At 69.4% G+C, this 23,177-nt stretch carries 24 protein-coding genes; 19 read left to right on the top strand and 5 right to left on the bottom strand.

Features of this window, described 5'->3' with window-relative positions:
* The first annotated feature begins 98 nt into the window (after positions 1–98).
* From alr to ACSHWB_RS10350, 4 genes are all read left to right on the top strand, one after another.
* A complete protein-coding gene (gene alr / locus ACSHWB_RS10365; RefSeq protein WP_439661862.1) occupies positions 99–1,184 on the top strand; it encodes an alanine racemase in 1,086 nt (361 codons plus the stop codon).
* Positions 1,181–2,278, top strand: a complete 1,098-nt coding sequence (locus ACSHWB_RS10360) for an alpha/beta fold hydrolase (RefSeq protein WP_439661861.1) — start codon at positions 1,181–1,183, stop codon at positions 2,276–2,278. Before alr ends, ACSHWB_RS10360 begins: the two co-directional genes overlap by 4 nt.
* On the top strand, positions 2,275–2,736 hold the full coding sequence (tsaE, locus tag ACSHWB_RS10355) for a tRNA (adenosine(37)-N6)-threonylcarbamoyltransferase complex ATPase subunit type 1 TsaE (RefSeq protein ID WP_439661860.1): 462 nt from the start codon (positions 2,275–2,277) through the stop codon (positions 2,734–2,736). The genes ACSHWB_RS10360 and tsaE overlap by 4 nt, the downstream gene beginning before the upstream one ends.
* Positions 2,737–2,799: 63 nt before the next feature.
* Positions 2,800–3,144 carry a hypothetical protein gene (locus tag ACSHWB_RS10350; protein ID WP_093591284.1) on the top strand — a complete coding sequence of 115 codons (345 nt, stop codon included), beginning with the start codon at positions 2,800–2,802 and terminating at the stop codon, positions 3,142–3,144.
* A 60-nt stretch (positions 3,145–3,204) separates the two neighbouring features.
* Here the strand turns inward: ACSHWB_RS10350 and ACSHWB_RS10345 are convergent, their stop codons facing one another.
* Complete coding sequence (locus ACSHWB_RS10345) at positions 3,205–4,551, bottom strand: acyl-CoA synthetase (protein ID WP_439661859.1); 1,347 nt, start codon at positions 4,549–4,551, stop codon at positions 3,205–3,207.
* A 74-nt stretch (positions 4,552–4,625) separates the two neighbouring features.
* Between ACSHWB_RS10345 and tsaB the strand changes: the two genes are divergently transcribed.
* The 3 genes from tsaB to tsaD are packed head-to-tail and all read left to right on the top strand — an operon-like array spanning position 4,626 to position 6,809.
* Positions 4,626–5,306, top strand: coding sequence for a tRNA (adenosine(37)-N6)-threonylcarbamoyltransferase complex dimerization subunit type 1 TsaB (gene tsaB, locus ACSHWB_RS10340; RefSeq protein ID WP_439661858.1), 681 nt, complete (start codon positions 4,626–4,628; stop codon positions 5,304–5,306).
* Positions 5,303–5,761, top strand: coding sequence for a ribosomal protein S18-alanine N-acetyltransferase (rimI, locus tag ACSHWB_RS10335; protein WP_439661857.1), 459 nt, complete (start codon positions 5,303–5,305; stop codon positions 5,759–5,761). Before tsaB ends, rimI begins: the two co-directional genes overlap by 4 nt.
* Positions 5,754–6,809 carry a tRNA (adenosine(37)-N6)-threonylcarbamoyltransferase complex transferase subunit TsaD gene (gene tsaD / locus ACSHWB_RS10330; RefSeq protein ID WP_439661856.1) on the top strand — a complete coding sequence of 352 codons (1,056 nt, stop codon included), beginning with the start codon at positions 5,754–5,756 and terminating at the stop codon, positions 6,807–6,809. Before rimI ends, tsaD begins: the two co-directional genes overlap by 8 nt.
* A 64-nt stretch (positions 6,810–6,873) precedes the next feature.
* Here tsaD and ACSHWB_RS10325 read toward each other — a convergent pair whose 3' ends face one another.
* Complete coding sequence (locus ACSHWB_RS10325) at positions 6,874–8,397, bottom strand: alkaline phosphatase D family protein (RefSeq protein ID WP_439661855.1); 1,524 nt, start codon at positions 8,395–8,397, stop codon at positions 6,874–6,876.
* 46 nt (positions 8,398–8,443) lie between these two features.
* A complete protein-coding gene (locus tag ACSHWB_RS10320; protein ID WP_439661854.1) occupies positions 8,444–9,949 on the bottom strand; it encodes an alkaline phosphatase D family protein in 1,506 nt (501 codons plus the stop codon).
* A 176-nt stretch (positions 9,950–10,125) separates the two neighbouring features.
* Here ACSHWB_RS10320 and groES point away from each other — a divergent pair, with 176 nt between their 5' ends.
* Positions 10,126–10,419 (top strand): co-chaperone GroES, encoded by a 294-nt coding sequence (gene groES / locus ACSHWB_RS10315; protein WP_030478362.1) that lies wholly within the window; start codon positions 10,126–10,128, stop codon positions 10,417–10,419.
* 86 nt (positions 10,420–10,505) lie between these two features.
* The gene (gene groL / locus ACSHWB_RS10310) at positions 10,506–12,131 is read left to right on the top strand and encodes a chaperonin GroEL (protein ID WP_439661853.1); all 1,626 of its coding nucleotides are present in this window, start codon (positions 10,506–10,508) and stop codon (positions 12,129–12,131) included.
* An 80-nt stretch (positions 12,132–12,211) separates the two neighbouring features.
* Here the strand turns inward: groL and ACSHWB_RS10305 are convergent, their stop codons facing one another.
* Entirely contained in the window at positions 12,212–12,508 is a 297-nt protein-coding gene (locus tag ACSHWB_RS10305; RefSeq protein ID WP_030471991.1) for a WhiB family transcriptional regulator, read from the bottom strand.
* Positions 12,509–12,688: 180 nt separating this feature from the next.
* Here ACSHWB_RS10305 and ACSHWB_RS10300 point away from each other — a divergent pair, with 180 nt between their 5' ends.
* The 5 genes from ACSHWB_RS10300 to ACSHWB_RS10280 all read left to right on the top strand — a co-directional run bounded on the left by ACSHWB_RS10300 (position 12,689) and on the right by ACSHWB_RS10280 (position 17,027).
* Complete coding sequence (locus tag ACSHWB_RS10300) at positions 12,689–13,627, top strand: MerR family transcriptional regulator (protein ID WP_439664564.1); 939 nt, start codon at positions 12,689–12,691, stop codon at positions 13,625–13,627.
* Between the two features lie 49 nt (positions 13,628–13,676).
* The gene (locus ACSHWB_RS10295; protein WP_439664563.1) at positions 13,677–14,570 is read left to right on the top strand and encodes a hypothetical protein; all 894 of its coding nucleotides are present in this window, start codon (positions 13,677–13,679) and stop codon (positions 14,568–14,570) included.
* 81 nt (positions 14,571–14,651) lie between these two features.
* Positions 14,652–15,248: a response regulator transcription factor gene (locus tag ACSHWB_RS10290; protein WP_030471988.1), complete on the top strand. Its 597-nt coding sequence runs from the start codon at positions 14,652–14,654 to the stop codon at positions 15,246–15,248.
* Positions 15,249–15,557: 309 nt separating this feature from the next.
* Entirely contained in the window at positions 15,558–16,130 is a 573-nt protein-coding gene (locus tag ACSHWB_RS10285; protein WP_030478366.1) for a sigma-70 family RNA polymerase sigma factor, read from the top strand.
* Positions 16,131–17,027 (top strand): anti-sigma-D factor RsdA, encoded by an 897-nt coding sequence (locus tag ACSHWB_RS10280; protein ID WP_439661852.1) that lies wholly within the window; start codon positions 16,131–16,133, stop codon positions 17,025–17,027.
* Between the two features lie 118 nt (positions 17,028–17,145).
* Here ACSHWB_RS10280 and ACSHWB_RS10275 read toward each other — a convergent pair whose 3' ends face one another.
* Positions 17,146–17,529 carry a DUF5319 domain-containing protein gene (locus ACSHWB_RS10275; protein WP_439661851.1) on the bottom strand — a complete coding sequence of 128 codons (384 nt, stop codon included), beginning with the start codon at positions 17,527–17,529 and terminating at the stop codon, positions 17,146–17,148.
* Positions 17,530–17,671: 142 nt separating this feature from the next.
* Between ACSHWB_RS10275 and guaB the strand changes: the two genes are divergently transcribed.
* From guaB to ACSHWB_RS10250, 5 genes are all read left to right on the top strand, one after another.
* The gene (gene guaB, locus ACSHWB_RS10270) at positions 17,672–19,183 is read left to right on the top strand and encodes an IMP dehydrogenase (protein WP_439661850.1); all 1,512 of its coding nucleotides are present in this window, start codon (positions 17,672–17,674) and stop codon (positions 19,181–19,183) included.
* A 52-nt stretch (positions 19,184–19,235) separates the two neighbouring features.
* Positions 19,236–20,369, top strand: coding sequence for a GuaB3 family IMP dehydrogenase-related protein (locus ACSHWB_RS10265; RefSeq protein ID WP_439661849.1), 1,134 nt, complete (start codon positions 19,236–19,238; stop codon positions 20,367–20,369).
* 50 nt (positions 20,370–20,419) lie between these two features.
* Entirely contained in the window at positions 20,420–20,779 is a 360-nt protein-coding gene (locus ACSHWB_RS10260; protein WP_439661848.1) for a hypothetical protein, read from the top strand.
* A 39-nt stretch (positions 20,780–20,818) separates the two neighbouring features.
* Entirely contained in the window at positions 20,819–21,046 is a 228-nt protein-coding gene (locus ACSHWB_RS10255) for a hypothetical protein (RefSeq protein WP_439661847.1), read from the top strand.
* Positions 21,047–21,497: 451 nt separating this feature from the next.
* Positions 21,498–23,174, top strand: coding sequence for an FAD-dependent oxidoreductase (locus ACSHWB_RS10250; RefSeq protein ID WP_439661846.1), 1,677 nt, complete (start codon positions 21,498–21,500; stop codon positions 23,172–23,174).
* The last annotated feature ends 3 nt before the right edge of the window (positions 23,175–23,177 follow it).

Genomic DNA, 23,177 nt, shown 5'->3' with positions numbered 1-23,177 from the left:
CCCCAACGGTCCGCGCTTCACGCTGGGCGAACACCGGGCATCTGTGCGAGCTGCGCCATAGCCCCTGTGCGCGGCAGCCATGGCACGATGAACAGGTTATGGCCCGTTCAGAAGTTGTCGTCGACCTAGGCGCGCTGCGGCACAACGTCGCCCTGCTCGCCGGCCTCGCGCCGTCCGCGGAGACGATGGCCGTCGTCAAGGCGGACGGTTACGGCCACGGCGCGGTGGAGGTCGCCCGCGCGGCCCTCGAAGCCGGTGCGACGTGGCTCGGTTCCTGCTCGACGCAGGAAGCCCTCGCGTTGCGGTCGGCCGGCATCCGGGCACCGATCCTGGCCTGGCTCGACGCACCGGACGAGGACCTGGCCGCCGGTCTCGCGGCCGATGTGGACATGTCGGTGTCTTCGCTCTCCGACCTGCGTCGCGTCGAGGCCGCCGCCGAGGAGGCCGACGCCAGGCCGCGGCTCCACCTGAAGATCGACACAGGCCTGAGCCGCAACGGCTGCCAGCCGCACGACTGGCCGGAGCTCGTCGAGGCTGCTCGAAAGCACCAGGTGGTGGCCGTCTGGTCGCACCTCGCGTCCGCGGACGAGATCGGCGACCCGTCGATCGACCTGCAGGCCAAGAGGTTCGACGACGCCTACGAGGTGGCGAAGAGCTTCGGCCTGACCCCGAAACGGCACATCGCGAACTCCGCGGCGTTGCTGACCAGGCCCGACCTGCACTTCGACCTCGTCAGGCCCGGCATCGCGATGTACGGGCTGAACCCGGTGCCGACGGACCACGACCTGAGGCCGGTCATGAGCTACCGGTCGCACGTGGCGCTCACGAAACGTATCCCCGCGGGTGAGTCCGTCTCCTACGGGATGACATGGACGGCGCAGACGGACACGACGCTGGCACTGGTGCCGGCGGGGTATGCGGACGGTGTTCCCAGGGCTCTCTCCGGCCGGATGGAGGTGCTCCTGCAGGGGAGGCGCCGCCCGGTGGTCGGCCGTGTCTGCATGGACCAGATCGTCGTGGACTGCGGGGACGACGAGATCGCGGAGGGTGCCGAGGTCGTCCTGTTCGGCGACGGGCGCCGGGGGGAGCCGACGGCGACGGAGTGGGCGGAGCTGACCGGGACGATCGACTACGAGATCGTCTGCGGGATGTACCGGCCGCGGGTGCGGAGGATCTACACGTGAAGCCGGTGTGGAAGGTCGTCGGGTGGGTCGGTGGCGCGGTCGGTGCCGTCGTCGCCGGCGCGGCCGTGGCGCAGACCGCGAAGGTCTCGCACGAGCGCAAGACCGCGTCCGACAGCCTCGCTGACGAGCCGCTGGGGCTGCTGCAGCCCGATCGCGAGTCGACGGTCGCCGCAGAGGACGGCGTGCCGATCTCCGTCGAGGAGGTCGATCCCGCGGACGGCGGCGAGCCCGACATCACCGTCGTGCTGGTGCACGGGTTCGCACTGGACCGCCGCTGCTTCCACTTCCAGCGCCGCGACCTCGCCGAGCTGATCGATCCCCGTGTCCACCAGGTCCTCTACGACCAGCGCGGCCACGGCCGTTCGGGCACCTCCTCCGCGGAGAACAGCACGATCGACCAGCTCGCGCTCGACCTCGACTCGGTGATCCGCTCGGTCGTGCCGGAGGGTCCGCTGGTGCTCGTCGGTCACTCCATGGGCGGCATGACGATCATGGCGCTGGCCGAGAAGCACCCGGAGCTCTTCGAGGAACGGGTGCGCGGCGTCGCGTTGATCGGCACGGCCGCCGGGGCCGTGGGCGGTGCCGGGCTGCCGAAGTCCGTGCTGTCGCGGTACAACCCGGTGACGCTGGGCGTCGGCCGGCTCGCGGGCCTCCAGCCGGGGTTCGTCGAGTGGGTCCGCAAGGGCACGAAAACCCTGACGTGGGGCGGCATCCGCGCGCTGGCGTTCGGTGACCGCAAGGTCGCACCGTCCCTCGTGGACCTGATGGAGAAGATGATCAACGGGACCACGGTGAAGGTGCTCACCGACTTCCTGGAGACCCTCGGCACGCACGACCGCTACAAGGCGCTCGCCGGGCTGCGGCACTGCGAGGTGCTGATCCTGAGCGGCGACGCGGACAAGCTCACGCCGTTCTCGCACGCCGAGCGGATGGCCGAGGAGATGCCGCACGCCACCCTCGTCAGGGCACCCGGTGCCGGGCACATGGTGATGATGGAGCAGGCTGATCTCGTCAACGACCACCTGGTCGCGCTCGTCGAACGCTGCGCGACCGATCGCGGAGAGAGTCGGAAGAAGTGGTGGCGGCGAGCGTGAAGACCGTCGAACTGCCCCTGGTGGAGGACACCGAGGAGTTCGGCCGCAAACTGGGTGAGCTGGTGCGGGCGGGCGACCTGTTGCTGCTCGCCGGGCCGTTGGGAGCCGGGAAGACGGCGTTGGTGCGCGGGCTCGCGCGCGGACTCGGTGTGCAGGGCCGCGTGTCCTCGCCGACGTTCGTGGTCGCGCGCGTGCACGAGCCGTCCGACGACGGGCGGGGCGTGCGGCTGGTGCACGTCGACGCGTACCGGCTCGGGGGTCACCTGGACGAGTTGGACGACCTCGACCTGGACACGGACCTCGTCGACGCCGTGGTGGCCGTCGAGTGGGGCGAGGGTGTCGCGGAACGCCTGAGCGAAGATCATCTGCTGATCCGCCTCGAACGCGGAATCGACGACGTTCGCACAGCTCAGCTCATCCCGCACGGCGAGTGGAGCTCACGTCCCCTGCCGGTGTGACGTTGTGCAACGGATGGGGTGACGTCCATTAAGGACAGAGCGTGACGGGCCGATGAACCCCGCATGATCAAGAAGACGCTCTTCGCAACCGCAGTCATCGGTGGCGCCCTGCTGGCTGCCGCTGCTCCCGCTTCCGCCGGCGAGCACGACCGGTCCGGCGGCATCAGCGTTGCCGACAACCTCTGCGCCGCGCCGTGGCAGTGGAACGGCCCCTTCTCGCTGCTGCACGAGGGTCACGCCCCCGGCTACGCCGCGTGCAACGACAACCACGCCGCCGGTGGTCACGGCATCAGCGTGCTGAACAACGCCTGCGTCGCGCCGTGGCAGTGGAACGGCCCGCTGGAGATCTTCACGGTCGACCACTCGCCGTCCTACGTCGCCTGCAACGGCAACACGTCCGGCCGCTAGTCCGGAACGTCATGGGGGATGGCCGAACGAGCCCTTCGGCCATCCCCCAGGACAGTCCTCTCAGGACAGCTCCCGCTTGAGGACCTTGCCCATCTCGTTGCGCGGCAAGGACTGCAGGTAGCGCACCACTCGCGGCCTCTTGTGCGGCGACAACAACCTGGCGACGTGATCGCTCAGGGCCGATGGTTCCGGCGCTTCGCCCGCTGGAACCACCCAGGCCACGATCCGCTCGCCCAGGTCGTCGTCCGGCTCGCCCGTCACCGCCACCTCGGCCACCGACGGATGTTCGAGCAGGACGTTCTCGATCTCGCCCGCGCCGATCTTGTAGCCGCCGCTCTTGATCAGGTCCGTGGCCCGCCGCCCGACGATGCGGACGTACCCGTCGGGATCGCGCACCGCCATGTCGCCGGTCCTGAACCACCCGTCCCGGAACGCCGCCGCGGTCGCGTCGGGACGGTTGAGGTACTCCAGGAACAGGTTCGGCCCGCGCACCTCGATCTCCCCGATCGCGTCGCCCGCGTCGTGGCCCTGCTCGTCCACCACCCGCACCTCGACGCCGTCCACCGGCAGCCCGACCGCGCCCGGCCTGCGGTCGCCGTCGAACCGCACGCTGACGTTCATCAGCGTCTCGCTCATCCCGTACCGCTCGACGATGCCCTGCCCGGTGGCCTTGGCGATCCGCTCGTGGTCGCTGGCGGGGAGCGCGGCACTGCCGGAGACCAGCAGCCGAGCCGTGCGGAACCGGTCGGCCAGGGCGCTGTCGTTCTCCACGGCCTCGGCGATGCGGTGGTACATCGTCGGGACGCCGAACATCATCGTGGCGCCGGTCGCGAGCTCTTGGCCGATGGCCTCCGGCGAGAACCTCACGTGCCGCACCGACCCGCCGAGCCGCAGCGGGCCGAGGATGCCGACGCCCAGGCCGTGCACGTGGAACAACGGCAGCCCGTGCACCAGCACGTCGGCGCTCGTCCACTGCCAGGCCTTCGCCAGCGCGGCGATGTTCGAGGTCAGCGAGCGGCGGGGCAGCACCACGCCCTTGGGCGGGCCGGTCGTGCCCGAGGTGTAGATGACCAGCGCTGGAGTCTCGGGGCCCGGCTCGTCGAACGCGCCCGGTGCGCCGAACACGATCGGTTCGTCGCGCAGGACCAGGTCGGGCCGGCTGTCGCCGAGGATGTGCTCGAGCTCGCGCTCGCCGAGCTTGGGGTTGAGCGGCACGATCGCGACGCCGGCCAGCAGTCCTGCGACGACCGACACGCACGTTTCGAGTGTGGACGTCGCCCAGACGGCGACTCGCGTGTGGCCTTTCAGCCGTTCCGCCAGAGTGCCCGCGGCCTGGTGCAGCTCGGCGTAGGTCAGGGACTTCTCGCCGAAGCGCAGGGCCTCGCGATCACTCGGTTCAGCGAACATGGATCCAGCCTGATGCGAGTGCCTTGAGGACGCATCGGAAGTGTGGGTTCAGACACGTACTACTCTGGACAATCGTGCTAGTGCTCGCCGTCGACACGGCCACCCCCGCAGTCACCGCCGGTGTGGTCGAACTCGTGCCAGACTCCCCGCCGCGCCTGCTCGCGAAGCGGGTGACGTTCAACGCCAAGGCGCACGGCGAGCTGCTCACCCCGCACATCACCGACGCGCTCGCGGAGGCCGGGAAGACGTTCGCCGACCTCGACGCCATCGTCGTCGGCGCGGGCCCTGGGCCGTTCACCGGCCTGCGGGTCGGCCTCGCCACCGCCGCCGCGCTCGGCCAGGCGCTCAACCGCCCGGTCTACCCGGTCGCCACCACCGACGCCATCGCCAGGGACGCGGCCAGCGGCCACCCGCTGCTCGTCGCGACCGACGCGCGGCGCAAGGAGGTCTACTGGGCCGCCTACGACGCCGCCGGTCGCCGCACGGACGGCCCGCACGTCGAGCGCCCGCAGGACCTCGCGGAGAAGCTGCCGAAGATGGGCGTGCACCAGGCCACCGGCGAGGGCGCCGAGATCTACGCCGAGGTCCTCGGCCTGGAGCTGCTGCAGGCCAAGCACCCGAGCCCGGAGGGTCTGGTCGCCGCTGCGGCCGCCGAGGTGCTCGCGAAGGCCCGCCCCGCCGCGCTCACCCCCCTCTACCTGCGCCGTCCCGACGCCGTCGAGCCCACCGGGCGCAAGCGGGTGACCAGGGCATGACCACCGGCACCGTCGCGCTCGCGCCGCTGCGGCACGCCGACGTGCCGAGGTGCCACGAGATCGAGCTGGCGCTGTTCCCCGGTGACGACCCGTGGAGCGAGAACGCGTTCCGCACCGAGCTCGACAACGGCAACTACTACATCGGCGCGTACGCCGACGGCGAGCTGATCGGGTACGCCGGGCTCGCCGCGTCGCAGTACGAGGCCAGCGTGCACACGATCGCCGTCGTCGCGCACTGGCAGGGCAGGGGCGTCGGCAAGATGCTCCTGCGGGACCTGCTGGCCCGCGTCGACGAGATCAGCGTGCCGGTCTACCTCGAGGTCCGCACGGACAACGAGCCCGCGATCGCGATGTACAAGGCGCACGGTTTCGAACAACTCGGCCTGCGCCGCCGCTACTACCAGCCGTCGGGTGCCGACGCGTACACGATGGGAAGGCCTGCTCAAAGTGTCTGATCGTTTGATTCTGGGCATCGAGAGCTCGTGCGACGAGACGGGCTTCGGCATCGTCCGCCTCGGACCGGACGGCTCGCTCGAACTGCTCGCCGACGAGGTCGCCTCGAGCGTCGAGGAGCACGCCCGCTTCGGCGGCGTCGTGCCGGAGGTCGCCTCGCGCGCCCACCTCGAGGCGCTGGTCCCGACCATGCGCCGCGCACTCGACACCGCGAAGGTCGAGCTCTCCCAGATCCACTCCATCGCCGTCACCGCAGGACCGGGTCTCGCCGGCGCGCTGCTGGTCGGCGTGTCCGCCGCGAAGGCGTACGCGGCCGCGCTCGGCAAGCCGCTCTACGGCGTGAACCACCTCGCGGGCCACGTCGCCGCGGACACGTTGCAGCACGGCCCGTTGCCGCAGCGCTGCCTCGCGCTGCTGGTCTCCGGCGGCCACTCGCAGCTGCTGCTGATCGAGGGCGGCCTCGCGAACTCGATCACCGAGATCGGGTCCACCGTGGACGACGCGGCCGGCGAGGCCTACGACAAGGTCGCGCGGCTGCTCGACCTGCCGTACCCCGGCGGCCCGCCCATCGACAAGCTTGCCAAGCAGGGCAACGGCTGCGCGATCGCGTTCCCGCGCGGCCTCACCGGCCCGCGCGACGCGAAGTACGACTTCTCGTTCTCCGGCCTGAAGACCTCGGTCGCCCGCTGGGTCGAACGCGCGGAGCGGGCAGGCGAGGAGATCCCGCTGGCCGACGTCGCCGCGTCGTTCCAGGAGGCCGTCGCGGACGTGCTGACCGCCAAGGCGATCCGTGCCGCGAAGGACCTGGACGTCGGCACGCTGGTGATCTCCGGCGGCGTCGCGGCGAACTCGCGGCTGAGCGGGCTCGCCGCCGAACGCTGTGCCGAGGCGGGCATCGAGCTGCGCGTGCCGAGGCCGCGGCTGTGCACCGACAACGGCGCGATGATCGCGGCGCTCGGCGCCCACCTCGTCGCGGCGGGCGCCAAGCCGTCCCGGATGGACATCAGCACCGTCCCCGGCCTTCCGGTCGGGACCGTGCAGATCCTCTGATCTGACCGCACGCGGGGCGCCTTCGTACTGCATGACGGTACGAAAGCGCCCCGCGTGCGGCTGGCTAGACGCGGTTGAGGCCGGGGGTTCGGTCTTCGATGACGAAGGACGCCTTCGTGGTCACCGGGGCTCCGGGCGTGCGCACGTAGTCGAGGCCGCGGAAGTCCGCCCGCACCTCACGCGCGGTGAACCTGGTCCGCACGTACCCGCGCCGGTTGTTGAAGTACTTCACGTGCGGGTTCTCGGCCAGGATCGCCGGCGTCTCCGGCCGGGTCTCCGAACCGTCACCGCCGGACGTGATCGACGTCGACACCAGCTCGGTCGCGACCGTGCGCGAAGTCGGGTCGTTCCAGCGTTCCTTCACGTCGGCCGCCCACGCCGCGTGCACGTCACCGGTGAGCACGACGGTGTTGCGCGTGTGGGAGAACCCGGCGGCCACACGGTCGCGGTTCGCGGCGTAGCCGTCCCACGCGTCCATGTTGTTGGTCTCGCCGGCACCGGGCGTGAAGTCGAGCTGCGAGAAGAACACCTGCTGCCCCAACACGTCCCAACGCGCGCGTGAGCGCCTGAGTCCGTCCAGCAGCCACTTCTCCTGCGCGGCACCGGTGATCGTGCGCGTCGGCTCCAACCGCTCCGGACACGCCTTCAGGCCGTCACCGCACGCCTGGTCGTCGCGGTACTGCCGGGTGTCGAGCATGTGGAAGTTCGCGAGCCCACCCCACTGCAGACGCCGGTAGAGCTGCAGGTCGATGCCCTGCGGACGGGTCCGGATCGGCATGTTCTCGTAGTAGGCCTGGAACGCCGCCGCCCGCCGCGCCAGGAAGTTCGGTTGCGGGATCTGGGGCTTCTCGTAGACCTCGTCCGCCCAGTTGTTGTCGACCTCGTGGTCGTCCCACACAACGGCCCACGGCGCCACGGCGTGCGCCTCCTGCAGGTCGAGGTCGGTCTTGTACTGCGCGTGCCGCTGCCGGTAGCCGGCCAGCGTCTCGGTCTCCGGGCCCTCGTGGTCGCGCGGGTTGCCGCCCGGCGCCACGTACGCGCCCTTCGTGTACTCGTACTGGTAGTCGCCGAGGTGCAGCACCAGGTCCGGCTGGTCCTCCGCCAGGCGCCGGTACGCGGTGAAGTAGCCGTGCTCGAACTGCGAGCAGGAGGCGAACGCCATCGTGAGCCCGCTGCCCAACGCCCACGGGGCCAGTGCCGTGCGCGTCCGGCCGGTCCGCGACACGTGCCCGTCCGCGGAGAAGCGGTAGAAGTACTCGCGGCCAGGCAGAAGCCCGCGCACGTCCACGTGCACGCTGTGGCCTTCCTCGGGCCGTGCGTGGGCCTTGCCGCGTCGGACGACGAGCCGGAACCGCTCGTCCAGTGCGATCTCCCACTTCACCTCGACGACGCGGGACGGCATGCCGCCCCTGCCGTCCTCCGAGAGCGGGGTGGGTGCCAGGCGGGTCCACAGGACCACGCTGTCGAAGGTCGGGTCGCCGGAAGCGACGCCGAGCGTGAACGGGTCGGTCAGGCGATCCGACCCCGCGCCGACAGTGGTGAGCGCAAGTCCCCCGACGAGGAGCGTGCGTCGCGTCACTCGAGTCATGGTCCGACCCTCACCCACCAGGGTGGATACCAGGTGAACGCTTCCCCTAGAGCCTGTGAAGCCCTGGCACGCGGTCTTCCACGGCGAACGACGCCCTGGTGCGGACAGGCGAACCCGGCCGCGTCACGTAGTCCAGCCCGCGGAAGTCCGTGCGCAGCTCATCGGCCGTGAACCGCGACAACGTGTACCCGCGCCGGTTGTTGAAGTACTTCACGTGCGGGTTCTCGCGCAGCCACAGCGGTGTCTCCGCGTACTCCTCCGATCCGTCGCCACCGGCCGTGATCGACGTGGTGACCAGTTCGGTCGCGAGGGTCCGCGACGACGGGTCGTCCCACCGCTCCTTGACCTCCGCGCCCCACGCCGCGTGCACGTCCCCGGTCAGCACGATCGGGTTCCGCACGTCCGCGAGCCCCGCCACGACCCGGTCCCGGTCGGCGACGTAGCCGTCCCACGCGTCCAGAAGGAACTTGTCGACCTCGCCGGGGATGTAGTCGTACTGCGAGAAGAACACCTGCTGCCCGAGCACGTCCCAGCGCGCCCGTGAGCCGCGGAAGCCGTCGAACAGCCACTCCTCCTGCGCGGCGCCGAGCATCGTGCGTTCCGGCTCCAGCCGTTCCGGGCAGAGCTGCAACCCGTCCCCGCAGGCCTGGTCGGTCCGGTACTGGCGGGTGTCGAGCATGTGGAACGTCGCGAGCGAGCCCCACCCGATCCGCCGGTACAGCCTTGGTGACCTGCGCAAAGGCATGTTCTCGTAGTAGGCCTGGATGGCCGCCGCACGGCGCGCGGGGAAGTTCGGCTGCGGTTTGTCCGGCAGCAGCCCCGCCCAGTTGTTGTCGACCTCGTGGTCGTCCCAGATCACCGCCCACGGCGCCACGGCGTGCGCTTCCTGCAGGTCGGGGTCGGTCTTGTACTGCGCCTGCCGCCGCCGGTAGCCCGCGAGCGTCACGGTGGTCGGGCCCTCGACCTCCCGGACGTTGCCGCTCGGGGCGACGTGGATGCCGCTCTCGTACTCGTACGTGTAGTCGCCGAGGTGCAGCACCAGGTCGGGTTCGTCCTCCGCGAGTCTTCGGTAGGCCGTGAAGTAGCCGTGCTCGTACTGGGCGCACGACGCGAAGGCCATCGTCAGCGGTACCTGCAACGAGTCGGGAGGCGGTGTCGTGCGCGTACGGCCCGTCCGCGAGAGGTGGTTGAGGGCCTTGAAGCGGTAGAAGTACTCGCGGCCGGGCTCCAGCCCGACGAGCTCCACGTGGACGCTGTGCGCCTCCTCGGGTCGAGCCGTGGTGGAGCCGCGTTGAACAATTCGGGTGAACCGTTCGTCCTCCGCGACCTGCCACAGCACCTCGATCGGGCGGTCCGGCATGCCTCCCAGGCCGTCCTCGGCGAGGGGTTCGACGGCCAGCCGGGTCCACAGGACCACTCCGTCGGGTGCCGGGTCGCCCGAGGCCACACCGAGTGTGAAAGGGTCGCTGGGCCGGGCGGATGCGGCAGTCGAGAGCGCTGTGACTCCTGCCACGCCTGCGAGCAGCAGCGTTCGGCGCGTCAACGGGGACATGCCCCTGAATACGGCTCCCGGATGGTGATCGGTTCGGGGGTCTCGTTGAAGGCTTGGCACTCTCGTGGGTAGAGTGCCAATTGCACGGCACCAGCACCGCCCCGACCCCCGCGACGGCGGGGTGGCAGGAGCCGTTAAACAGACGAACCTGCCATAGACCCGTGGAGGTCATCCCGGTGAGCGTGAACATCAAGCCGCTTGAGGACAAGATCGTGGTCCAGGCCTCGGAGGCCGAGACGACGACCGCCTCCGGCCTCGTGATCCCGGACACCGCGAAGGAGAAGCCCCAGGAGGGCAAGGTCCTCGCGGTGGGCCCCGGCCGCATCGACGACAAGGGCAACCGCGTCCCGCTGGACGTTGCTGTCGGCGACGTCGTCATCTACTCGAAGTACGGCGGCACCGAGGTCAAGTACAACGGCGAGGAGTACTTGATCCTCTCCGCTCGCGACGTGCTGGCCGTCGTCAACTAGTCGACGCTCGGCTGTCATGCCTGACGCCCCGGCGCCCCATCCGGGGTGTCCGGGGCGTTTCGCTACCCAGAGAGGCTTTGAGTTAAATGCCCAAGCAGATCAGCTTCGACGAGGACGCTCGTCGGGCCCTCGAGCGCGGCGTGAACAAGCTCGCGGACACGGTCAAGGTCACCCTTGGCCCGCGCGGGCGCCACGTCGTCCTCGACAAGAAGTTCGGTGGCCCGACGGTCACCAACGACGGTGTCACCATCGCTCGCGAGATCGAGCTGGACGACCCGTTCGAGAACCTCGGCGCACAGCTCGCCAAGTCGGTCGCCACCAAGACCAACGACGTCGCGGGTGACGGCACCACCACCGCCACCGTGCTGGCGCAGGCGCTGGTCAAGGAAGGCCTGCGCAACATCGCCGCGGGTGCGAACCCGACCGCGCTCGGCCGTGGCATCCAGGCCGCCGCCGACGCCGTCGTGGACGCGCTCAAGGCCAAGGCCACCCCGGTCAAGGGCCGCGAGAACATCGCGCAGGTCGGCACCGTCTCCTCGCGTGACGAGTCCATCGGCGCCCTGCTCGGCGAGGCCATCGAGCGCGTCGGCGAGGACGGTGTCATCACCGTCGAGGAGTCGTCCACGCTCGCGACCGAGCTGGTCATCACCGAGGGCGTGCAGTTCGACAAGGGTTACGTGTCGACGCACTTCTCGACCGACCTCGAGGCGCAGGAGGCCGTCTACGAAGACGTCCGCATCCTGCTGCACCGCGAGAAGATCTCGGCGCTGGCCGACGTGCTCCCGATCCTCGAGAAGGTCGCGGAGTCCGGCAAGCCGCTCCTGATCGTCGCCGAGGACGTCGAGGGCGAGGCCCTGTCCACCCTGGTGGTCAACGCCGTCCGCAAGACCCTGAAGGTCGTCGCCGTGAAGGCGCCGTTCTTCGGTGACCGCCGCAAGGCGTTCCTCGACGACCTCGCGGTCGTCACCGGCGGCGAGGTGGTCTCCTCGGAGATCGGCCTCAAGCTGTCCGAGACCACGCTGGAGCAGCTGGGCACCGCCCGCCGCGTCGTCGTGACCAAGGACGACACCACGATCGTCGACGGTGGCGGCACCAAGGCCGACATCGCCGGTCGCGCGGAGCAGCTGCGCCGCGAGATCGAGAACACGGACTCCGACTGGGACCGCGAGAAGCTCCAGGAGCGCCTCGCGAAGCTCTCCGGCGGCATCGCCGTGATCAAGGTCGGCGCCGCCACCGAGACCGAGCTCAAGGAGCGCAAGCACCGCATCGAGGACGCGGTCGCCGCTACCAAGGCCGCGGTCGAGGAGGGCATCGTCCCCGGCGGTGGCTCCGCTCTCGTGCACGGCGCCAAGGTGCTCGACGGTGGCCTCGGCCTCTCGGGTGACGAGGCCACGGGTGTCGCGCTCGTCGCGAAGGCCCTGTCCGCGCCGCTGTTCTGGATCGCCGCGAACGCCGGCCTCGAAGGCGCCGTCGTGGTGAACAAGGTCCGCGAGGGCGAGTGGGGCTTCGGCATCAACGCCGCCTCGCTGGAGTTCGGCGACCTGCTCGAGCAGGGCATCATCGACCCGGTCAAGGTCACGCGCTCCGCCGTGTCGAACGCAGCCTCCATCGCGCGCATGGTGCTCACGACCGAGAGCGCCATCGTCGAGAAGAAGGCGGACGAGCCCGCTTCCGCCGGTGGCCACGGCCACGGCCACGGGCACGGCCACTGATGTGACGCGCTGAGTTCTTCGAACTCAAATAAAGCCGGGGTCGGCACCATTTCGTTTGGTGCCAACCCCGGCTTTGTTGTTCAGACTATTGCCAGTTGTCGCTTTCGTGCCTTGATGATGTGGTCGCGCTCCGATTCCGAGAGTCCGCCCCAAATTCCGTAGGGCTCCTGCACTGCCAGCGCGTGTTTGCGGCACAACTCCAGCACGGGGCAGGCGAGACAGACAGCCTTGGCGCGAGCTTCCCGCCGTGCTCTCGCCGGACCCCGTTCACCGTCGGGGTGGAAGAAGAACGCACTGTCCATGCCCCGGCACGAACCGCGCATCTGCCAGTCCCACAGGTCTGCGTTGGGACCGGGGAGCCTTCGGGTGTCCGCCATCGAGACCGCCTCCGTGACGACTGCTCCATTCGGCTTAACGATGATCCACCGTAGAACCGCGTCAAAACTTGTTCAAGAGGCTGAAGACCCTTATCAACTGATGGGTGACGGCACGCGTGTTCGATCACTCACCGCCCGGAGTTGCCGCCCGGATGAGGTGAACGGAACATGGCTCTCGTGATGACACCGCCGGAGCACACCTCTGCCGGGAGTCACACGAGTGAGCCCCTTCTCTCAGTGGCCGCGGTGGCCAGGCGACTCGGCGTGGCACCCGCCACCCTGCGCACCTGGGACCGCCGCTACGGACTGGGTCCGACCGGCCACACCGTGGGCCGGCACCGGAAATACGGCCCTCCGGACGTGGCCAGACTGGAATTGATGCAACGCGCTCTTCTGCGCGGCGCCTCGTCCGCGGAAGCGGCCCGTTTCGCGCTCGACTCGAAATCGTCGATGACACACGGAGTGGTCCCCGTAGCACCATCGGGTGGACGTGGACTGAAAATGCCCGGAGCGTCTCGATTGGCGCGCGGACTGGGCCGCGCCGCGGTCGCCATGGACTCCATCGCCGTCCAGGAAATGCTCGCCGACTCACTCGCCTCGGACGGCGTGATCGCCACCTGGAACGAGGTCGTGCGCCCCGTCCTGACCGCCGTGGCCGCCCGCTGGCAGCTCTCCGGCGCCGGTGTGGAGGTGGAGCACCTGCTGAACGAGTGCGTGCTCGCGGCGTTCGTGCGCGCGACACCGCTCGTCACCCTCGGCCGCAACCACCGGCCCGTGCTGCTCGCCTGCATGCCGGAGGAGCGCCACAACCTCCCGCTCTACCCACTGGCCGCGGAGTTGGCCCACCGGGGCGTGGTCGTCCGGCAGCTGGGTGCCGCGTTGCCCCTGGACGCCCTGGCCGCCGCCGTGCGCCGTACCGCGCCCTCCGCGGTGGTGCTGTGGGCGCAGCTGCCGCGGTACGCCGATCCGGGGGTGTTGTCCGCTCTGCCGCGCACCCGGCAGCAGGTGAGGTTGTTCGTGGGTGGGCCTGGGTGGCGCAGGGGAGTGGTGACGGCACCGGCGGAGCGGGTGGAGGACCTCGCGGCCGCGGTGGACGCCGTCGAAGCGGCTGTCACCTGACGCCCCGCCTCCCAGCGGCTCCTCCATCGCGGCAGACTCCCCCACCGTGATGGAAGAGGAGCTGCGCCGAGCCGCCTTCGGCGACTCACCCGATCTCGACGTCTGGCCCGCACTGGCGTCCTCCAGCTCCCGGACCCGATGGCTCGCCGCCGTCGTCCTGGGCGGCCAGGGCCACTACGCGGCAGCGGCCACCACGCTGGACGCGCTCCGTCACGACCCCGACCCGGTGATCGCGTCCCTCTCCCTCTCGACTCGCGCGTCGCACCACCGTCAGCTAGGAGCCCATCACCTGGCTCGCCCACTGGACGGCGCCGCCCTCGCCCGCATCGAGTCCGCGGCCCCCGGCGACCAGGACGGCGTCGACGCCGCGGGCGCCAGGACGGACGCCTTCCTGGGCCTGGCCGCCGATTCCCTGGGTGCTCAACGTCTGGGCGAGGCCCGCAGGTTGCTCGCACGGGCTGAGACGCACTCGTGGAGGAGTGAGGTCCGCAAGGGCTGGGTATCCGCAGAGATTGAGCTGGCGTCCGGCGACGCCCAGGCCGCGGTGGCTCCCGCCGAGGCGGCCCACACCGTGGCGACGAGCAGAAAGGCGCTCCGGCACGAGCTCAAGTCGGCACTCGTTCTGGGCACCTCGTTGGTCGTGTGGGGGACACCCGACGGCCTGAATCGCGGGGGTGAACTGGTCGAGTGTGAGCTAAATCACAGTGCTGCGAAGGGTCTTCATCCGTTGATCTGGCCGAGCGCTCTTGTCCTGGTGGGCCATGCCCCCACAGTGGGCGCAGTCGCCATCGACCGGGCGACGGAGGCTCTGAGCTGCGTGTTACGCAGAGCTGATGCCGTCAGCCGACAGGTCGCCCTTGATTCCCCGTGGGTGCCCAGTGGGCTGCTCCGTTCCGGGGAACCCCCGAACGCAGACCCTCAGACGAACTTCTTGACGGATTAAGCACCGGATCGTGTCAAGGTTGGGCCGCCAGCGTCCGATAGGGGAGATGGAACGTCACTCGGCTGCAGGAAAGGAGTCCCCGTGACCACGGTCCTTATTTGCGACGACCGGCGCAGTGTGCGGGAGGGTCTCACCCGCGTGATGTCGGCTGTCCCCGGGGTTAGCCGCATCGACTGCGTAGCGCACGGTGACGAGTTGTTGGCTCGCTTTTCAAGGCAGCCGGTCGACGTCGTGCTGGTGGGAACCCAGCGCGCTGTCCCGACCGGGGTTGAAGCTACCCGTCGGCTCGTCTCCGCCAACCCTCAGGCAAACGTCATCGTCTTCGGTGCGCCTGACGACGCCGGGAGCATCGCCGCGGCGATCGCCGGCGGTGCACGTGGCTACCTGAGGTGGGACGCGTCGCGTCCCGAGCTTGTGGCAGCCCTCGCGCACACGCTCGCCAGCACCTCGGTGCCGGCGCCTCGTCAGCCCTCCGACCCCGGCGTGCAGCTCACGGAGCGCGAGCTCCAGGTGCTGCGTGGCATGAGCCAGGGCAAGAGCAACGGCCAGATCGGCCGCGAGCTCTACCTGTCGGAGGACACGGTGAAGACCCACGCGCGTCGGCTCTTCCGCAAGCTCGGTGTTCGTGACCGCGCTCAGGCGGTCGCACACGGCTTCCGGCGAGGCCTGGTCCAGTAAGCCGGTCTTGCCGCACCGGCCCCGCGTCCTCATATGCCGCATGTGGGGAAGCGGGGCCGGTGGCGTGAGTCGGCTCACCCGTGCAACTGGTGATCCTTCAGGTCGCGCGTTTAGCCCAGCCCGGTGACAATGTCACCGGGCTGTAATCCGTTCGGGCGTGTCTGCTGTTCACGCGGGGTGTCCATACCCCACCTATGAACAGAACGCTTGAAGACCGGTACGGTGAAGCTGCTGCAACGGGTCGCTGTGAGTGACTCGTGCTGTTTCATGTCGGTACGCCAACAAGTAACACCAGGGCTGTTGTCTGCGATGACCAACTTGGGGGACGGACTGGACGCCGAAGTGGGCGCGGCCGTCGACGGCGACCGCCAGGCGATCGAACGCCTGCTGGCCTCCATTCGTCCTCTTGTGGTGCGGTACTGCCGCGCCAGGGTTGGAAGGCAGGAACGAAGCTTCGCTTCGGCGGACGATGTGGCCCAGGAGGTGTGTCTCGCGGTGCTCACGGCATTGCCCAGCTACCGCGATCAGGGTCGGCCCTTCCTCGCGTTCGTGTACGGGATCGCGGCACACAAGGTCGCCGATGCACATCGGTCTGCCGCCAGGAACCGCTCGGAGCCCGTTCCCGAAGTGCCCGACGCGCCGGAGACCGAGGCTGGTCCAGAGCAGCGTGCGATGCAGGGCGAACTCTCCGGTCGGATGGCCGTCCTGTTGCGCGTCCTGCCGGAGAAGCAGCGGGAGATCCTGCTGTTGAGGGTGGTGGTCGGGCTGTCTGCTGAGGAAACTGCCGAGGCGGTTGGTTCGACGCCGGGTGCGGTCCGGGTGGCGCAACATCGTGCGCTGGCTCGGCTCCGCAAATCGCTGGCAGCGGAGGAGGTGGTCTGAGTGGCCGACGAACACGGAAAGGACGACGAGGAAGTGCGCGGACAGGACGATAGAGCCCCGCACGAACCCGTCGCAGATGATCTTTCGGCTGTACAGGCCGATGACAGGTTGCTGGACGCGCTGGGGTCTGCGACTCCGGGTGCGGCCGGCTCGCTTGGCGACGACGACCTGAACGCGTTGCTGCTCGCGTGGCGCAACGAGGTGGAGACGGAGCCGTTCGGCGAACTCGTCGACACCGACACCGCCATCGCCACGATCCAGGCTGCCCGTCCGCAGCCGGTGAGCAGGCACCGCTTCCTGATTCCGCTGGCCAGCGCCGCTGCGGTGATCGCGATCGCCTTCACCGGCGTGAGCCTGGTCGCCCGCGACGCCCAGCCCGGCGACGCTCTCTGGGGTCTCACGCAAGTGCTGTACTCCGAGCACGCGAAGTCCATCGAGGCCGCGGCGATCATCAACACCGACCTCGAGTCGGCCCGCCTCGCCCTGCGCGAGGGCAAGGTCAACGAGGCCCGCGAGAAGCTGAACAAGATCGAGGCCAGCCTGGGCTCCGTGTCCACGGCCGACGGCAAGCAGCAGCTCGAGGAGAAGCACAAGGAGCTCGAGAAGGAGCTCGACACCAACACCTCGACGGCGCCGCCGACCCCGACGACCCCGCCGGTGACGCAGCCGAGCCAGCCGTCGCAGCCCTCGACGACGCCTTCGACGCCGTCGACCGAGCCGTCGACGACCCAGCCGTCCACGCCGCCGTCGTCGGAGACTCCTCCGCCGCCGACGTCGAACGAGGAGAACCCGCCGCCGCCCCCGCCGCCGGATCCCGGCACTGGCGAGAACCCGGGGTCGACGGGCACGAACGGTGAGACCACCGGGCAGTCGGTCGAGACCACCGGCTCCAACTGAGACGCAGTGTGAACGGCCCCTGATCTTTCGAGGTCAGGGGCCGTTCACATGCTCGGGTATTCACACGTCAGGTGGAATGTGACCGGAGTGCGTCCGACCTCACACCCGCGTCACGAGATCAGCGAGCCGACTCGGTAGCCGTCACGCCGTCCGCGTATCCGCGGCAGTACTCCCAGCTCACGTAGGCGCCGGGGTTCGGATCGAAGGCAGGCTCGTGCGGGCGCATGCGGCCGTCGGCGAGCAGCTGTTCGAGTGAGGCTCGCAACAGTGCCCAGTCGTGGTAGTGCGGTTCCTGGCACTCCCCGCAGTCGACGACGATGCCGCGCACGCCTCTGTGTTCCAGCAGCGCTTGGTAGACGGCGAGGTCGCTCAGGTCGCTGACCAGCTCCGTCCGTTCGTCGTCGTCCATCGGGGGATGGTCGTGGTCGGGCTCGCCCAGAGAGAGTGCGGGGTCTTCTGGGTCGCCTGCGAAGGGGTCTGGTGGCAAACCGTCGTGCGGCACGACCCCGCACGGTACCCGCCGTACCCCCTCGGTCGTCCAGATACCATGGGTCGCACCGCCTCCGCCTGCGGAAACTGGACACGCAGGACCCCAAAAGGGCAGGCAGAGCGCAGACCGCACGACGGAAGGCATGTCACCCGCTATGACCAGCGAGCTCAACGCTGACGGAGTCCCGAGCAAGTTCGCCATGCTGGGGCTGACCTTCGACGACGTGCTCCTGCTGCCTGCCGAGTCCGACGTCGTCCCGAGCGGCGTCGACACGAGCACCAGGATCTCGCGCAACATCACTCTCAAGATCCCGCTGGCCAGTGCCGCGATGGACACGGTCACCGAGGGCCGGATGGCGATCTCGATGGCCCGCCAGGGCGGCATCGGCGTGCTGCACCGCAACCTGAGCATCGAGGACCAGGCCCGTCAGGCCGAGACCGTCAAGCGGTCAGAGGCCGGCATGGTCACCGACCCGGTCACGTGTTCGCCGGAGGCCACTCTGGCCGAGGTGGACGCGCTGTGCGCCCGCTACCGCATCTCCGGCGTGCCGGTGACCGACGCGAACAACAAGCTGGTGGGCATCATCACGAACCGCGACATGCGGTTCGAGCTCGACCACAGCAAGCGCGTCAGCGAGGTCATGACCAAGGGCCCGCTGATCACCGCCCAGGTCGGGGTGTCGGCGGAGGCCGCGCTCGGCCTGCTGCGCCGGCACAAGGTCGAGAAGCTGCCGATCGTCGACGGCGACGGCAAGCTCAAGGGCCTGATCACGGTCAAGGACTTCGTCAAGACCGAGCAGTACCCGATGGCCACCAAGGACCCGGACGGCCGCCTGCTGTGCGCCGCCGCCGTGGGTGTGGGCGAGGACTCGTTCGTCCGCGCGATGACGCTGGCCGAGGCCGGTGTCGACGTGCTGATGGTCGACACGGCGCACGGCCACTCGCGCGGCGTGCTGGAGATGGTCGCCCGCATCAAGAAGGAGCTCGGCGACTCGGCGGACGTCGTCGGCGGCAACGTCGCGACGCGGGCCGGTGCCCAGGCGCTCGTCGACGCGGGCGCGGACGGCGTGAAGGTCGGCGTCGGTCCCGGCTCGATCTGCACCACGCGCGTCGTCGCCGGTGTCGGTGTGCCGCAGATCTCCGCGATCTACGAGGCCTCGCTGGCCTGCACCCCGGCCGGCGTGCCGGTGATCGGTGACGGCGGCATCCAGTACTCCGGTGACATCGCCAAGGCCATCGCGGCCGGCGCGTCCGCCGTGATGCTCGGCTCGCTGCTCGCGGGCACCCAGGAGGCGCCCGGAGACCTGATCCTGGTCAACGGCAAGCAGTTCAAGACCTACCGCGGCATGGGCTCGCTGGCCGCCATGCAGTCGCGTGGCGAGAACAAGTCGTTCTCGAAGGACCGCTACTTCCAGGACGACGTGCTCAACGAGGACAAGCTCGTGCCCGAGGGCATCGAGGGCCGCACGCCGTTCCGCGGTCCGTTGTCGCAGGTCGTGCACCAGCTCAACGGCGGTCTGCGTGCGGCGATGGGCTACACGGGCTCCCACACGATCGCCGAGCTGCAGAACCAGCAGCTCGTGCGCATCACCGCGGCGGGCTTGAAGGAGAGCCACCCGCACGACATCACGATGACCGTCGAGGCCCCGAACTACACCACCCGTTAGGGTGTTCGGGCTGGCTGAAGGCTCGTTCTAAAGCTTTGGAGAGGAACCACAGGTGCGCGATCTGGTCGAGATCGGCATGGGCCGGACCGCGAGGCGGGCCTACGAGCTGGACGACATCGAGATCATCCCGTCGCGTCGGACGAGGTCGTCCAAGGACGTCTCCACGACGTGGCAGATCGATGCCTACCGCTTCGACATCCCGCTGATCACCCACCCGACCGACGCCATCGTGTCGCCGGGCACGGCGGTCGCGGTCGGCGAGCTCGGTGGTCTCGGTGTGCTGAACGCCGAGGGCCTCTGGGCCCGGCACGGCGACGTGGACGAGGCGCTGTTCCGCCTGGTCCAGGCGACCGAGGACAACGAGGACCCGGCTGCCGCGGTGAAGGTGCTGCAGGAGCTGCACGCCGCCCCGCTGCGGATGGACCTGGTCGCCGAGGCGATCAAGCAGGTCCGCGAGTCGGGCGTCACCGTGGCGGTCCGCGTCAGCCCTCAGCGCGCTGCGGAGCTCACGCCGGACCTGCTGGCCGCGGGCGTCGAGATCCTCGTCGTGCAGGGCACGATCATCTCGGCCGAGCACGTGTCCCGCGGCGGCGAGCCGCTGAACCTGAAGTCGTTCATCGCGGACCTCGACATCCCGGTGATCGCCGGCGGTGTCGGTGACTACCGCACCGCCATGCACCTGATGCGCACCGGCGCGGCGGGCGTGATCGTCGGCTACGGCTACACGCCCGGCGTCACCACCACCGACTCGGTCCTGGGCATCGGCGTGCCGATGGCCACCGCGATCGCCGACGCCGCGGCCGCGCGCCGCGACTACCTCGACGAGACCGGCGGCCGCTACGTGCACGTCATCGCCGACGGCGGCGTCACGACCTCGGGCGACGTGGCGAAGTCCATCGCCTGCGGTGCCGACGCCGTGATGCTCGGCGAACCGCTGGCCGCCGCGACCGAGGCACCGGGCCAGGGCCTGTACTGGACGGCGTCGTCCGCGCACCCGTCCGTGCCGCGCAGCCTCGTCGCCGAGGCGGTGGACCAGGAGCTCGACCTGCGCAAGCTGCTGTTCGGCCCGTCCGCCGACCCGCGCGGCGTGACGAACCTGTTCGGCGCTTTGAAGAGGGCCATGGCCAAGACCGGCTACTCGGACCTCAAGGAGTTCCAGAAGGTCGGCCTGACGATCCGCGGCTGAACCCCGATCGACCAGTTGGGCGCGTTCCCGAGGGAGCGCGCCCTTCTGCTTTGCTGGAGGACGTGCCGCTCGTCGAGATCAACTACGCACCCCACGTCCCCCACGCACTGCTCAAGGAGCTGGCGGCGATGCTCCCGCACGCCGTCTCGGTGGCGGTCGAGTGCCCGGAGGAGCCCTACGACGGCGACCTCCGCCCGGGCGACGTGGAACTGCGCTTCCGCCCGCGCGGCCCGTTCGACGTCAGCGGCATGGACATCGTTGTCGAGGTCCGCTCGAAGTGGTTCGAGAGCCGCGCCGCCACCCGCCAGAACCGCGCCGACGACCTCTGCAAGGCCGTCGCCGACGCCACGGGCCTCGCCGAGGTGGGCGTTTACCTCAGTCTTCCGGTCGCCGCGTGGGCGCAGACCTGATCTTGCAACCGAACGACTACTCCGCGCGTCCTCTTGAGCGTGGATTTGGATGCCTTGTTCGGCGACGGCAAGAACAGTGATGTGGACACGCTCAACCCGGACGCCGAGGTCCAAGAGTTCGAGATCGAGGAAGCGCCCGAGGAGGACGAGGAAGGCGTCGGAGGCATCGGCTGGAAGATGCTGACCCTGTTCGTCTGCGGTGGGCTGGTGATCACGGCGCTGGCCGTGGCGTTCATGGTGTGGGTGATCGAGGGCCTGGTGCTCTGAGGCGACGGGTGCGCCTGCCCGCGCACCCTCGACCTCGCTGTGTAGGTTCTCCACGCATGAGCGCACGCCGTTCGGCGACGTGCTGACGGCATTCGGGCATACCCCGGCGTCGCTGGCGGCGGCGGAAGACGACTCGCTCGGCATCTGAGTCCTGTCAGCAACGCGGCTGTTGACGACCTGCGCCGCCTTGAGCCTGAGGTTCTTCAAGAACATGCGGTTGCTGTTCGACCCTCGCCGGCGACGTGGTCGCTGAGGACGCCCCGCCCCAGAGCCGGTTCCAGACTGGCTGGCGCACCGCCTCGTGCACACCGCGGGAATCCCTCTGGCCCAGGTCGCGGCACTGAGCCTGGAACAGGCAGTCGACCTCTGGACCGATTACATGGCCACCCATCGCCCCTCTGAACCGATCGGGGACTAGGCGTTACCGGAAGTAACGCCTACTCTCCGATCCATGGGTGAACTCGCCGGTAACTTCGATGTCGTCATCGTCGGCTCCGGGTTCGGTGGCAGCGTCGCCGCGCTCCGCCTGACCGAGAAGGGCTACCGCGTCGCCGTGCTGGAGGCGGGGCGCAGGTTCGCCGACGACGAGTTCGCGAAGACCAGCTGGAACCTGCGCAAGTACCTGTGGGCGCCGCAGCTCAAGTGCTTCGGCATCCAGCGCATCCACCTGCTGCGCAACGTCATGGTGCTGGCCGGTGCGGGTGTCGGTGGCGGCAGCCTCGTGTACGCGAACACGCTGTACCGGCCGCTCAAGCCCTTCTACGAGGACCGGCAGTGGGCGCACATCACCGACTGGCAGGACGAGCTGGAGCCGTTCTACGACCAGGCGAGCCGGATGCTGGGTGTCGTCACGAACCCCACGACGACCCCGAGCGACGTCGTCATGCAGAAGGTCGCGAAGGACATGGGGGTCGAGGACAGCTATCACGCGACGCCCGTCGGCGTGTTCTTCGGCGAGCCCGGGCAGAAAGTGGCGGACCCCTACTTCGGTGGCGCCGGGCCGGAGCGCACCGGGTGCACCGAGTGCGGCGGCTGCATGTCGGGGTGCCGGGTCGGCGCGAAGAACACGCTGGTCAAGAACTACCTCTACCTCGCGGAGAAGCTCGGTGCGAAGGTCTTCCCGCTGACCACGGTCACGCGGCTCAACGAGCACAACGGCACCTGGACCATCGACACGAAGATGACCGGCGGGAGGGCCACACGGACCTTCACGGCGGACCAGGTCGTGGTCGCCGCCGGCACGTGGGGCACGCAGCAGCTGCTGCACCAGGCGAAGGCGAGCACGTTGCCGAAGATCTCCGGCAAGCTCGGCGAGCTCACGCGCACCAACTCCGAGTCGATCATCGGTGCCGCGCGGTACACGGTCGACCCGGACAACGACTTCACGCAGGGTGTCGCGATCACGAGCTCGATCCACCCCGACGAGATCACGCACATCGAGCCCGTGCGGTACGGCAAGGGCAGCAACGCCATGGGCATGCTGCAGACCCTCGCCACCGACGGCGCGATGAGCACGCCGCGGTGGCTGCAGTTCATCAAGCAGGCGGTCCGGCATCCGCTCCGGCTCCTGAGGCTGCTCAGCGTGCACCGGTGGAGCGAGCGGACCGTGATCCTGCTGGTCATGCAGAGCCTCGACAACTCCATCACGACGTTCCTCAAGCGCGGCAAGCTCACCAGCAAGCAGGGGCACGGCGAGCCGAACCCGGCGTTCATCCCCGCCGGGCACGAGGCGAACCTGCTGGCGGCCAAGCACATCGACGGCATGGCCGGCGGCACGTGGGGCGAGCTGTTCAACATCCCGCTGACCGCGCACTTCATCGGCGGCTGCGCGATCGCGGACGACGAGAGCAACGGCGTCATCGACCCCTACCACCGGGTCTTCAACTACCCCGGACTGTCCGTTGTGGACGGTTCGGCGATCAGCGCGAACCTCGGGGTGAACCCGAGCCTCACGATCACCGCGCAGGCCGAACGGGCGTTCTCGCTGTGGCCGAACAAGGGCGAGCAGGACCAGCGGCCGGCCCAGGACCAGGCGTACAAGAGGATCAACCCGACGAAGCCGAAGAACCCGGCGGTTCCCGATCAAGCTCCAGCCGCATTGCGGTTGCCGATCGTGAAGGCGTCCTGACAC

This window comes from Lentzea sp. HUAS TT2 (genome assembly GCF_051853195.1).
Classification (GTDB): domain Bacteria; phylum Actinomycetota; class Actinomycetes; order Mycobacteriales; family Pseudonocardiaceae; genus Lentzea.
Note: the sequence above shows the minus strand (reverse complement) of the source record. Positions and strands in the feature narration are given on the sequence as shown.